Source organism: Serratia sp. CY40230 (assembly GCF_052168835.1).
In the GTDB taxonomy this organism is placed as follows: Bacteria; Pseudomonadota; Gammaproteobacteria; order Enterobacterales; family Enterobacteriaceae; genus Serratia; species Serratia nematodiphila.
The window spans coordinates 90,526-102,746 of the sequence record NZ_JBJNLX010000002.1 but is presented as its reverse complement, the minus strand read 5'-3'; the positions used below and the strand labels follow the sequence as shown (position 1 = coordinate 102,746).

Sequence of the window (12,221 nt, the reverse complement as noted above, 5' to 3'; positions counted from 1 at the left end):
AGATACATTCTAAGTCAGTCTGTGCCAAAATAGCAGGTTTGAATGGGCGTGCGCTTTGCCGCCGACAAGAATGAGATCAGCGGAGCCGTTGTCCATGCAGGATCGCAATTTTGACGATATTGCTGAAAAATTTGCGCGTAATATTTACGGCACCACGAAAGGAAAAATCCGCCAGGCGGTGGTTTGGCAGGATCTGACCGGGCTGCTGGCGCAGTTGCCGCAGCGGCCGCTGCGCATTCTCGACGCCGGGGGCGGTGAAGGCCATATGGCCTGCCAACTGGCAGAATTAGGACATCAGGTGTTGTTGTGCGATCTTTCTGGTGAGATGATCCAGCGCGCCGCGCAGCTGGCGGAGCAGAAAGGTGTGAGCCAGAACATGCAATTTGTACAAAGTTCTGCGCAGGATATCGCTCAACATTTGGAACAGCCGGTTGATCTGATATTGTTTCATGCAGTGCTTGAATGGATCGCCGAGCCCGAAGCGGCGCTGCAGGCGTTGTATGACTGCCTGACGCCGGGCGGCGCACTGTCGCTGATGTTCTTCAACGCCAACGGCCTCTTGATGCGCAACGTGGTGTTGGGTAATTTCCAACTGGTGGATCCCGAGGTCAGACGGCGCCGCAAGCGTTCGCTGTCGCCGCAATATCCGCACGATCCGCTATTGGTCTACGGTTGGTTGGAACAGCTGGGCATGCGCATCGGCGGCAAAACCGGCGTGCGGGTGTTCCACGACTATCTGCAGAGCAGACAGCTGCAAACACAAAAATTTGAAGAGTTACTGGCGCTTGAACAGCACTATTGCCGGCAGGAGCCGTACGTGAGTTTGGGGCGCTATATTCACGTCATGGCGCATAAACCAAACCTGAAGGACGAACTATGAGTGAATTTTCCCAGACAGTACCCGAACTGGTCGCCTGGGCACGGAAAAATGATTTCTCTATTTCGCTCCCTACGGAGCGTCTCGCATTTCTGCTCGCCATCGCCACCCTGAACGGCGAACGACTGGACGGCGAGATGAGCGAAGGTGAGCTGGTTGATGCATTTCGCCATGTCAGCAAGGGTTTTGAACAGACGCATGAAACGGTGGCGATGCGCGCCAACAATGCGATTAACGACATGGTGCGCCAGCGCCTGTTGAACCGCTTTACCAGCGAGCTGGCGGACGGCAACGCGATTTACCGCCTGACGCCGCTGGGTATCGGCATTACCGATTACTATATTCGCCAACGCGAATTCTCCACGCTGCGTTTGTCGATGCAGCTGTCGATCGTGGCGCAGGAACTCAAACGCGCCGCCGATGCCGCCGACGAGGGCGGCGACGATTTCCATTGGCACCGCAACGTGTTCGCGCCGTTGAAATATTCGGTGGCGGAAATCTTCGACAGCATCGACATGACCCAACGCGTGATGGATGAGCAGCAGCAGAGCGTGAAGAACGACATCGCGGCGCTGCTGAGCAAAGATTGGCGGGCGGCGATCTCCAGCTGCGAGATGCTGCTGTCGGAAACCTCGGGCACCCTGCGCGAGCTGCAGGATACGCTGGATGCGGCGGGCGATAAGCTGCAGGCCAACTTGCTGCGCATCCAGGACGCAACCCTCGGCAACGTGGAGCTGGGTTTCGTTGACAAGCTGGTGTTCGATCTGCAAAGCAAGCTGGATCGCATCATCAGCTGGGGTCAGCAGGCGATCGACCTGTGGATCGGCTACGATCGCCACGTGCATAAATTTATCCGTACCGCTATCGATATGGACAAAAACCGCGTGTTCGCCCAGCGCCTGCGCCAGTCGGTGCAAACCTATTTCGACCACCCGTGGGCGCTGACCCATGCCAATGCCGATCGTCTGCTGGACATGCGCGACGAAGAACTGGCGCTGCGCAGCGAGGAAGTGACCGGGGAACTGCCGCCGGATCTGGAGTTCGAAGAGTTCAGCGAGATTCGCGAACAGCTGGCGGCGATGATCGAAGAGGCGCTGAAGGTGTACCAGGAACAGCAGATGCCGCTCAACCTTGCAGCGGTGATGCGCGATTATCTGGCGCAATATCCGCGTGCGCGTCATTTCGACGTGGCACGTTTAGTGGTCGACCAGGCAGTGCGCCTCGGTGTGGCTGAAGCAGATTTCTCAGGGTTGCCGGCGGAATGGCAGGCAATCAATGATTACGGAGCCAAGGTCCAGGCCCATGTCATCGACAAATATTGAACAAGTAATGCCAGTCAAGCTGGCCAAAGCGTTGTCCAACTCGCTGTTCCCGGCATTGGACAGCCAACTGCGCGCGGGTCGTCACATCGGTATCGATGAGCTGGACAACCACGCCTTTTTAATGGATTTCCAGGATGAGCTGGAAGAGTTTTACAACCGTTACAGCGTCGAGCTGATTCGGGCGCCGGAAGGTTTCTTCTATTTGCGCCCGCGCTCCACCACGCTGATCCCGCGTTCGGTGCTGTCCGAGCTGGATATGATGGTGGGTAAGATCTTGTGCTACCTGTATCTCAGCCCCGAGCGCCTGGCGCACGAGGGCATTTTCAGCCATCAGGAGCTGTACGACGAGCTGCTGAGCCTGGCCGATGAGAACAAGCTGCTGAAGTTCGTCAACCAGCGCTCTACCGGTTCGGATCTCGATCGGCAGAAGCTGCACGAAAAGGTGCGCACCTCGCTGAACCGTCTGCGCCGCCTCGGCATGGTCTATTTCATGGGCAATGACAGCAGCAAGTTCCGCATTACCGAGGCGGTGTTCCGCTTCGGCGCCGACGTGCGCAGCGGCGACGATCCGCGTGAAGCGCAGCTGCGCATGATTCGCGACGGCGAGGCGATGCCGGTTGAAACCAGCCTGTCGCTGAACGATGAGAATGACGCTGAGGATCAGCAGGTTGATAACGCTCCTGACGGTGCAGAGGATGAACAGGAATGATTGAACGCGGTAAATTTCGCTCGTTGACGCTGGTTAACTGGAACGGCTTCTTCGCCCGCACCTTTGATCTGGATGAGCTGGTGACCACGCTGTCCGGCGGTAACGGGGCGGGGAAATCCACCACCATGGCGGCCTTCGTCACCGCACTGATCCCCGACCTGACGCTGCTGCACTTCCGTAACACCACCGAAGCGGGCGCCACCAGCGGCTCGCGCGACAAGGGCCTGCACGGCAAGCTGCGCGCCGGCGTGTGTTACTCCACCCTTGACGTCGTCAATTCACGCCACCAGCGCGTGGTGGTTGGCGTGCGTCTGCAGCAGGTGGCAGGGCGCGACCGCAAGGTCGATATCAAACCGTTCACCATTCAGGGGCTGCCGACCGCGGTACAGCCGACTGAATTGCTGACCCAGACCGTGGGTGAGCGCCAGGCGCGCGTGCTGTCGCTGCAAGAGTTGAAAGAGCGCGTGGAAGAGATGGAGGGCGTGCAGTTCAAGCAGTTCAACTCCATCACCGATTACCACTCGCTGATGTTCGATCTGGGCGTGATCCCGAAACGCCTGCGTTCGTCCGCCGATCGCAGCAAGTTCTACCGTCTGATCGAAGCGTCGCTGTACGGCGGTATCTCCAGCGCCATCACCCGCTCGCTGCGTGATTACCTGCTGCCGGAAAACAGCGGCGTACGCAAGGCGTTCCAGGACATGGAAGCGGCGCTGCGCGAAAACCGCATGACGCTGGAAGCGATCCGCGTCACCCAGTCGGATCGCGACCTGTTCAAACATCTGATCTCCGAGGCCACCTCCTATGTGGCGGCGGACTATATGCGCCACGCCAACGAACGCCGCATCCATCTGGACGGCGCGCTGGTGCTGCGCAACGATCTGTTGGGCAGCCGCAAGCAGCTGGCCGCCGAACAGTATCGCCATGTGGAAATGGCGCGCGAGCTGAGCGAACAGAGCGGTGCCGAATCCGATCTGGAAACCGATTACCAGGCCGCCAGTGACCACCTGAATCTGGTGCAGACGGCCATGCGTCAGCAGGAGAAGATCGAACGCTATGAAGCCGATCTGGAAGAGCTGACCTACCGTCTGGAAGAGCAGAACGAAGTGGTGGCCGAGGCGAGTGAGCAGCAGGCCGAAAACGAAGCGCGCGCCGAAGCGGCCGAGCTGGAAGTGGATGAGCTGAAGAGCCAGCTGGCCGACTACCAGCAGGCGCTCGATGTGCAGCAGACCCGCGCCATTCAGTACCAGCAGGCGCTGCAGGCGTTGGAGCGCGCACGCGCGCTGTGCCAACTGCCGGACCTGACCGCCGATAATGCCGAACAGTGGCTGGATACCTTCCAGGCCCGCGAGCAGGAGGCGACCGAAGCGCTGCTGATGCTGGAACAGAAGCTGAGCGTGGCCGACGCCGCGCACGGCCAGTTCGAGCAGGCCTATCAGCTGGTGGGTAAAATCGCCGGTCAGGTCAGCCGCAGCGAAGCCTGGCAGTGCGCGCGCGAATTGCTGCGCGACTGGCCTTCGCAGCAACACCTCGCCGAGCGCGTTCAGCCGCTGCGCCTGCGCCTGAGCGAACTGGAACAGCGCCTGCGCTCGCAGCAGGACGCCGAGCGCCTGCTGCAAGAATTTTGCAAACGCCATGGTCAGGAGTACCAGCCGGACGATCTCGACATGCTGCAGCAGGAGCTGGAAGAGCGCCTGGAAGCGCTGTCGCAGAACGTCAGCGAAGCCGGCGAACGCCGCATGGAGATGCGCCAGGAGCTGGAGCAGATCCAGCAGCGCATCCGTGAGCTGACGGCGCGCGCCCCGGTGTGGCTGGCGGCGCAGGACGCCCTGAGCCAGCTCAGCGATCAGAGCGGAGAGCCGCTGGAAAACAGCCAGCAGGTGACCGAATACATGCAGCAGCTGCTGGAGCGCGAGCGTGAAACCACCGTCGAGCGCGACGAGGTGGCGGCCCGCAAGCGCGAAGTGGAAGCGCAGATCGAACGTCTCAGCCAGCCGGGCGGCGCGGAAGATCAACGCCTGGTCACCTTGGCCGAACGTTTCGGCGGCGTGTTGCTGTCGGAAATTTACGATGACGTTACCATCGACGACGCGCCTTACTTCTCGGCGCTGTATGGCCCTTCGCGCCACGCTATCGTGGTGCCGGATCTGTCGCTGGTGCGCGAGATGCTGGAAGGGCTGGAAGATTGCCCGGAAGATCTCTACCTGATCGAAGGGGATCCGCAGTCGTTCGATGACAGCGTATTCGCCGTCGAAGAGCAGGACAAAGCGGTGGTGGTGAAGATCGCCGATCGCCAGTGGCGTTATTCCCGTTACCCGGAAGTGCCGTTGTTCGGCCGCGCGGCGCGCGAAAACCGCCTGGAAGTGCTGCATGCCGAGCGTGAAACGCTGGCGGAGCGCTATGCCACGCTGTCGTTCGACGTGCAGAAAACCCAGCGTTCGCATCAGGCCTTCAGCCGCTTTATCGGCACTCATCTGGCGGTGGCGTTCGACGCTGACCCGGAAGCGGAGATCCGCAATCTGAACGCCCGTCGCGGCGAGATCGAGCGTGCGCTGAACAATCACGAAGCGCAGAATCAGCAGCAGCGCCAGCAGTACGATCAGGCCAAAGAGGGCATTTCCGCGCTCAACCGCCTGATGCCGCTGGTGTCGTTGCTGAACGATGAAACGTTGCAGGATCGCGTCGACGAGATCCGTGAAGAGCTGGAAGAAGCGCAGGACGCCGCGCGCCACATTCAACAGCACGGGCTGTCACTGACCAAGCTGGAGCCGCTGCTGTCGGTGCTGCAGAGCGATCCGCAGCAGCATGAACAGCTGCAGCAGGACTACGCGCAGGCGCAAAGCGTGCAGCGTCAGGCCAAACAGCAGGCGTTCGCGTTGACAGAAGTGGTGCAGCGTCGCGCACACTTCAGCTATACCGACTCCGCCGGCATGCAGAATGCCAACAACGATCTGAACGATAAGCTGCGTCAGCGTCTGGAGCAGGCGGAAGCCGAACGCACCCGCGCCCGTGAGCAGCTGCGTCAGTATCAAACTCAGTTCACCCAATACAGCCAGGTACTGGCCTCGCTGAAAAGCTCGTATGATGCCAAGCGCGACATGCTGAAAGAGCTGAGCCAGGAGCTGGTGGATATCGGCGTGCAGGCCGACGCCAACGCCGAAGCGCGCGCGCGCGCGCGTCGCGACGAGCTGCATGCGGCGCTGAGCAACAACCGCGCTCGCCGCAATCAGCTGGAGAAACAGCTGACCTTCTGCGAAGCCGAAATGGACGGCCTGCAGAAGAAACTGCGCAAGCTGGAACGCGACTACCATCAGCTGCGCGAGCAGGTGGTGACCGCCAAGGCGGGCTGGTGCGCGGTGATGCGTCTGGTGAAAGACAACGGCGTGGAACGCCGTCTGCATCGCCGCGAGCTGGCGTATATGGATGGCGACGAGCTGCGCTCGATGTCGGATAAGGCGCTCGGCGCGCTGCGTCTGGCGGTGGCGGACAACGAACACCTGCGCGACGTGCTGCGTCTGTCGGAAGATCCGAAGCGGCCGGAGCGTAAGATTCAGTTCTATATCGCGGTGTACCAACACCTGCGCGAGCGTATCCGCCAGGACATCATCCGTACCGACGATCCGGTCGAGGCCATCGAGCAGATGGAGATTGAGCTGGGCCGTCTGACCGAAGAACTGACCGCGCGCGAGCAGAAGCTGGCGATCAGTTCGAAAAGCGTGGCCAACATCATTCGCAAAACCATTCAGCGTGAGCAGAACCGTATTCGCATGCTGAACCAGGGTCTGCAGGCCGTTGCCTTCGGCCAGGTGAAGAGCGTCCGTCTGAACGTCAATGTGCGCGAAGCGCATGCCACTCTGCTGGACGTGCTCTCCGAGCAGCAGGAACAGCATCAGGATCTGTTCAACAGCAACCGCCTGACCTTCTCCGAAGCGCTGGCCAAGCTGTATCAGCGCCTGAATCCGCAGATCGACATGGGGCAGCGTACGCCACAGACCATTGGCGAGGAGTTGCTGGACTACCGCAACTACCTGGAAATGGAAGTTGAGGTGTACCGTGGTTCCGACGGCTGGCTGCGTGCGGAAAGCGGCGCGTTGTCTACCGGTGAAGCCATCGGTACCGGGATGTCAATCCTGGTGATGGTGGTGCAGAGCTGGGAAGAAGAGTCCCGCCGCCTGCGCGGTAAAGATATCTCGCCGTGTCGCCTGCTGTTCCTCGATGAAGCGGCGCGTCTGGATGCCAAGTCGATCGCCACGCTGTTCGAACTGTGCGATCGTCTGGAGATGCAGCTGATCATCGCGGCGCCGGAAAACATCAGTCCGGAGAAGGGCACCACCTATAAACTGGTGCGTAAGGTGTTCCAGAACCACGAGCATGTGCACGTGGTGGGGCTGCGCGGTTTCGCCGGCGAGCCGCCGGCGCTGGGCACTGCGCCGGTTGAGACGCCGTAACGCAGAAAAACGCCCTAAAAATCCGAAAATAGCCGCCGCAGGGTGGCTATTTTTTTGTGCGCGTGGATGATAGTCCTGCTTTTTTATCCGTTGAAAAGCGGTTAGTTTAATCACATAAACAGTTATTCGACGCCCGCAGGGCGAAACGGCCTTTCTGTTTGTATACTGAAACTATATGCAGTTTTTGACGTTTTTTTTTGTGAGCATACAGGGGGCAAGGGATGTTGCTTAAAAAGGGAAACTCTCTACGACGTTTGGCGCTGAGTGGCGCTATCGCCTGTAGTCTTGTGTCGTCGTTTTCCGCCTTGGCCACCGTAACGGCGTTACCGGTGGCAACAGCAGGCATGTCCGTTGCGCAGAGTCGTTCTGAACTGCTGGCCGCGTTGCCGCGCAGTATGGATCTGCACTACCTTTCCACGCTGGCGCCGCTGTATGCGGCGAATCATATGCAGCCGATGTGGCAGGATCGCGAGGCCGTTCAGCAATTTCAACAGCAGCTGGCCGAACTGGCGATGTCCGGCGTACAGCCGCAGTTCACCCAGTGGGTGAAGATGTTGACCGATCCGGCGCTCAGTGAAGCGGGCCGCGATGCGGTGTTGTCCGATGCGATGCTGGGCTATTTGCAGTTTGTATCCGCCATCGGCGCCAACGGCAACAACTGGCTGTACAGCAATATTCCTTACAAGCTTGGTTTGCCGCCCACGGCGGTGATCAATCAATGGCAGCTGGCGGTGCGCCAGGCGCGAACCCTGAGCTACGTGAATTCGCTTGCGCCGCAGCATCCGCAATACGCCAAGATGCATCAGGCGCTGCGTGACATGCTGGCGGATAACCGCCCCTGGCCGCAGGTGGGCAGTGGCCCGAGCCTGCGCCCAGGCCAAATGAGCAACGATATCCCGGCGCTGCGTGAGATCCTGACGCGCACCGGCATGCTGGCCGCCTCGGCGCCGGAAGCGGAGCCGGAACCGGCGGTGGTCTCGGCGAAGATCAATGAACCCGACGACGGCGGGCTGACGGTAGACGAAGAGAAGGGGCGTGTGACGGTCAGCCCATCGGCGGCGCCGGTGACGGAGTTGACCGCGGAACAGACGCCGCCGCAGATCGGCAGCGTGGTGAGCGACAACCTCTATACCAATGAGCTGGTGGAGGGCGTCAAGCGTTTCCAGAAATGGCAGGGGTTGACGGCGGACGGCGTGATCGGCGTCCGCACCCGCGAGTGGCTCAACGTGTCACCGAAAACCCGCGCCGCGCTGTTGGCGCTGAATATCCAGCGCTTGCGCATCTTGCCGGGGCATGTCGGCACCGGCATTATGGTGAACATTCCCAACTACTCGCTGACCTACTATCAGAACGGCAACGAAGTGTTGTCCTCCCGCGTTATCGTCGGGCGGCCAAGCCGCAAGACGCCGTTGATGAGCAGCGCGTTGAATAACGTGGTGGTCAACCCGCCTTGGAACGTGCCGACCACGCTGGTGCGTGAGGATATCGTGCCGAAGGCGATGCGCGACGGTAACTATTTCCAGAAACACGGCTATACCGTGCTGTCAGGCTGGAGCAACGATGCGGAAGTGATCAACCCGGCGATGATCGACTGGAGCATGGTTTCTGCGCGCAACTTCCCGTATCGCGTCCGTCAGGCGCCGGGGGCCACCAACTCGCTGGGGCGTTTCAAGTTCAATATGCCGAGCTCGGATGCTATCTACCTGCACGATACCCCGAACCACAGCCTGTTCCAGAAAGACATCCGCGCGCTCAGCTCCGGCTGCGTGCGGGTGAACAAGGCTTCCGATTTGGCGAATATGCTGCTGCAGGATGCCGGCTGGAACAATAGCCGCGTTTCCTCCACGCTGAAAGAAGGCAATACCACTTATGTGAATATTCGCCAGCGTATTCCCGTAAAACTGTATTATCTGACCGCCTGGGTTTCGGATGATGGCCAACCGCAATTCCGTACAGATATTTACAATTATGATAATACGGTGAGATCGGGCGCACAAATTTTGGCTCAGGCCAAAAAATTAATGCAGTAAATGCAGTAATTATAAATAAATAACGGTCAGAATGTTTGGCTATACCGCAGGCCCTCGTAGCCGGGGGCCTGTAAACCTAGGCGTATCGCGGGTTGACTCAGCATACGCAGGCGGTTATGGTTCGGACAGTGCGCTGCTTTGTGCATTTATTTTGACATTCTTGCCGGGTTTAACAGAGTCATGGACAAAATTGATCATCATCGCCGTAAATGGCTGGCGCTAGGTGGCGCCGCTATGGGCATAGCGCTGCTTCCAGGGCAGGCATTTGCCAGTCTTTCCACCGCTCGACCGCGTATTTTAGTGCTGAATAACCTGAATACCGGTGAATCTATTAAAGCCGAGTTCTTTGACGGCAAAGGCTACAATAAAGAAGAGTTGGTTCGGCTAAATCATCTGTTCCGCGATTATCGCGCCAACAAGGTTAAATCGATCGATCCCAGCTTGTTTGATCACCTCTATCGCCTGCAGGGGCTGCTGGGTACCAGCAAGCCGGTGCAGCTGATCTCCGGTTACCGTTCCGTAGATACCAATAACGAATTGCGCGCGCACAGCCGTGGTGTGGCCAAGCACAGCTACCATACCAAGGGCCAGGCGATGGATTTCCATATTGAAGGTATCCAATTGAGTAATATCCGTAAAGCGGCGTTAAAAATGCGCGCCGGTGGTGTAGGATATTACCCACGTAGCAACTTCGTGCACATCGATACCGGCCCGGTTCGGAGCTGGTAATCGCGGTGCCCTCAGTGAATAACGCCGCTCCTTGCGGAGGCGGTGTTATTGTCGTTGGAGCCTTATGAAATACCATCTTATTCCCGTTACCGCCTTTAGCCAGAATTGCAGCCTGATCTGGTGTGAAAACACGCAGCAGGCGGCGTTGGTCGATCCCGGCGGCGAAGCGGAAAAAATCAAAGCGGAAGTGGCGAAACAGGGTGTGACAATCACGCAGATTTTGCTGACGCACGGCCATTTGGATCACGTCGGCGCGGCGGCGGAGCTGGCGGAACATTATCAGGTGCCGATTTACGGCCCGGATAAAGAGGACGCTTTTTGGCTGGATGGTTTGCCGGCGCAGAGCCGGATGTTCGGGCTGGAAGAGTGTGCGCCGCTGACCCCGACCCGTTGGTTGTCGGAAGGCGATGAGATGCAGGTGGGCGAGATGACGCTCAAGGTGTTGCATTGCCCTGGGCACACACCGGGCCACATCGTCTTTATCAATGAGCAGGCGCGTTTGGCGCTGGTGGGTGACGTGCTGTTTAACGGCGGCGTGGGGCGCAGCGACTTCCCGCGCGGTGATCATCAGGCTCTGATCGCCTCTATTCGCACCAAGCTGCTGCCATTGGGCGACGATATGCGCTTTATTCCCGGCCACGGCCCGATGTCGACCTTTGGCCACGAGCGCCAGACCAATCCGTTCCTGCGCGAAGAGCCGGCGGTGTGGTAACGATTATTTCCCGGCCGAAATAATCAAGGGCGCATAGAGCGCCCTTTTTTTATGATTTATGACCTGCGTCGATGCTTTTAGAGCACGGCGACGATGGCTTCACACAGCGGTGCCATGTTGTCCGGCGTCATGCCGGCTACGTTCACCCGGCCCGAGTTCACGGCGTATACGCCGAACTCTTCACGCAGACGCAGCACCTGTTCTTTGGTCAGGCCGCTGAATGAGAACATGCCGTTCTGCTGGATGATAAAGCTGAAGTCCTGTTGTGCGCCTTTCTCCTGCAGGGTGTTCACGAACAGCTGACGCATGCGGTGAATGCGCTGGCGCATGTCGGTCAGCTCCTGCTCCCACATCGCGCGCAGGGCGTCGTTGCCCAGAATGGTGGCGACAACGGCCGCGCCGTGCGACGGCGGGTTAGAGTAGTTGGCACGAATGGCCGCCTTCACCTGGCTGAAGGCGCGATCGGCGGTTTCGGCATCGGCAGCTACAATGGTGCAAGCGCCGACGCGCTCATTGTACAGGCCGAAGTTTTTCGAGTAGGAGCTGGCGACGATCAGCTCTTGATGTTTGGCGGCGAAAATACGCAGACCCTGCGCATCCTCTTCCAGACCGTTGGCGAAGCCCTGGTAGGCGAAGTCGAACAGCGGCAGCCAGCCATTGGCGGCGGAAAGCTCAGCCAGCTGTGCCCACTGTTCCGCCGTTGGATCGATACCGGTCGGGTTATGGCAGCAGCCGTGGAACAGCACAACATCACCGGCCTGAGCCTGTTTCAGGCTGTTCAGCAGGCCGTCAAAATCCAGCGCGTGGTTGGCAGCGTCGTAGTAGGCGTACTCCAGCACTTCCAGACCAACGGCGCTAAAGACGTTCTTGTGGTTCGGCCAGCTTGGGTTGCTGATCCAGATGCGCTTGGCGCTGGTCTGGTTGGCGATAAAGTCTGCCGCCACGCGCAGGCCGCCGGTGCCGCCTGGCGTCTGTGCGGTGCGCGCGCGACGATCGGTGACGATCGGGCTCTCTTTACCGAACAGCAGCTCTTGCGTGCAGCTGGCAAACGCCGGGATGCCTTCAATGCCGAGATAGTTTTTGGTGGTCTCGTTTTCCAGCAGATACTGTTCAGCTTTTTTTACGCTGGTCAGCACCGGGGTTTTGCCGGTTTCATCTTTATAAACGCCAATGCCTAAATTGATTTTATTCGGGCGGGCGTCGGCGCGGAAAATGTCGGTCAGGCCCAGGATCGGGTCGGCGGGTGCGGCGGTGATTTTTTCAAACATGTCAGGTGCTTCCAAATCTCGGAGTTAAGCAGACAGAAGCATCAGGGTAGCGCCAGTTATCGGCTTTGCCAACCGTTTGCGATAAAAACACCGCGATCTTGTGAACGGGAAGGATTCGACAGAAAAAAT

At 59.2% G+C, this 12,221-nt stretch carries 8 protein-coding genes; 7 read left to right on the top strand and 1 reads right to left on the bottom strand.

The annotated features are described in order from the left end of the window. The first annotated feature begins 94 nt into the window (after positions 1 to 94). The 7 genes from cmoM (at position 95) to ACJ8IJ_RS07650 (ending at position 10,824) form a co-directional block, all read left to right on the top strand. The gene (gene cmoM, locus ACJ8IJ_RS07680) at positions 95 to 880 is read left to right on the top strand and encodes a tRNA uridine 5-oxyacetic acid(34) methyltransferase CmoM (protein ID WP_015377334.1); all 786 of its coding nucleotides are present in this window, start codon (positions 95 to 97) and stop codon (positions 878 to 880) included. Further along, positions 877 to 2,199 carry a chromosome partition protein MukF gene (gene mukF, locus ACJ8IJ_RS07675; RefSeq protein WP_004928228.1) on the top strand — a complete coding sequence of 441 codons (1,323 nt, stop codon included), beginning with the start codon at positions 877 to 879 and terminating at the stop codon, positions 2,197 to 2,199. Before cmoM ends, mukF begins: the two co-directional genes overlap by 4 nt. Next, positions 2,180 to 2,908, top strand: a complete 729-nt coding sequence (gene mukE, locus ACJ8IJ_RS07670; RefSeq protein ID WP_004928226.1) for a chromosome partition protein MukE — start codon at positions 2,180 to 2,182, stop codon at positions 2,906 to 2,908. The genes mukF and mukE overlap by 20 nt, the downstream gene beginning before the upstream one ends. After that, positions 2,905 to 7,353, top strand: a complete 4,449-nt coding sequence (gene mukB / locus ACJ8IJ_RS07665) for a chromosome partition protein MukB (protein ID WP_442518502.1) — start codon at positions 2,905 to 2,907, stop codon at positions 7,351 to 7,353. Before mukE ends, mukB begins: the two co-directional genes overlap by 4 nt. 221 nt (positions 7,354 to 7,574) lie before the next feature. Further along, positions 7,575 to 9,383 (top strand): L,D-transpeptidase, encoded by a 1,809-nt coding sequence (ldtD, locus tag ACJ8IJ_RS07660; protein ID WP_442518501.1) that lies wholly within the window; start codon positions 7,575 to 7,577, stop codon positions 9,381 to 9,383. A 180-nt stretch (positions 9,384 to 9,563) separates the two neighbouring features. Next, a complete protein-coding gene (locus tag ACJ8IJ_RS07655) occupies positions 9,564 to 10,112 on the top strand; it encodes a YcbK family protein (RefSeq protein ID WP_004928217.1) in 549 nt (182 codons plus the stop codon). 64 nt (positions 10,113 to 10,176) lie between these two features. Next, positions 10,177 to 10,824: an MBL fold metallo-hydrolase gene (locus ACJ8IJ_RS07650; protein ID WP_015377338.1), complete on the top strand. Its 648-nt coding sequence runs from the start codon at positions 10,177 to 10,179 to the stop codon at positions 10,822 to 10,824. Positions 10,825 to 10,901: 77 nt separating this feature from the next. On the opposite strand, the gene ACJ8IJ_RS07645 is transcribed toward ACJ8IJ_RS07650, so the two are convergent. Next, positions 10,902 to 12,092, bottom strand: a complete 1,191-nt coding sequence (locus ACJ8IJ_RS07645; protein WP_004928210.1) for an amino acid aminotransferase — start codon at positions 12,090 to 12,092, stop codon at positions 10,902 to 10,904. Positions 12,093 to 12,221: the final 129 nt, after the last annotated feature.

Bases quoted from the DNA above. Each gene is read 5' to 3' on its own strand.
- mukE (WP_004928226.1), top strand. From the start codon at position 2,180: ATGTCATCGACAAATATTGAACAAGTAATGCCAGTCAAGCTGGCCAAA.
- ldtD (WP_442518501.1), top strand. From the start codon at position 7,575: ATGTTGCTTAAAAAGGGAAACTCTCTACGACGTTTGGCGCTGAGTGGC.
- mukB (WP_442518502.1), top strand. From the start codon at position 2,905: ATGATTGAACGCGGTAAATTTCGCTCGTTGACGCTGGTTAACTGGAAC.
- ACJ8IJ_RS07655 (WP_004928217.1), top strand. From the start codon at position 9,564: ATGGACAAAATTGATCATCATCGCCGTAAATGGCTGGCGCTAGGTGGC.
- mukF (WP_004928228.1), top strand. From the start codon at position 877: ATGAGTGAATTTTCCCAGACAGTACCCGAACTGGTCGCCTGGGCACGG.
- ACJ8IJ_RS07650 (WP_015377338.1), top strand. From the start codon at position 10,177: ATGAAATACCATCTTATTCCCGTTACCGCCTTTAGCCAGAATTGCAGC.
- cmoM (WP_015377334.1), top strand. From the start codon at position 95: ATGCAGGATCGCAATTTTGACGATATTGCTGAAAAATTTGCGCGTAAT.
- ACJ8IJ_RS07645 (WP_004928210.1), bottom strand. From the start codon at position 12,092: ATGTTTGAAAAAATCACCGCCGCACCCGCCGACCCGATCCTGGGCCTG.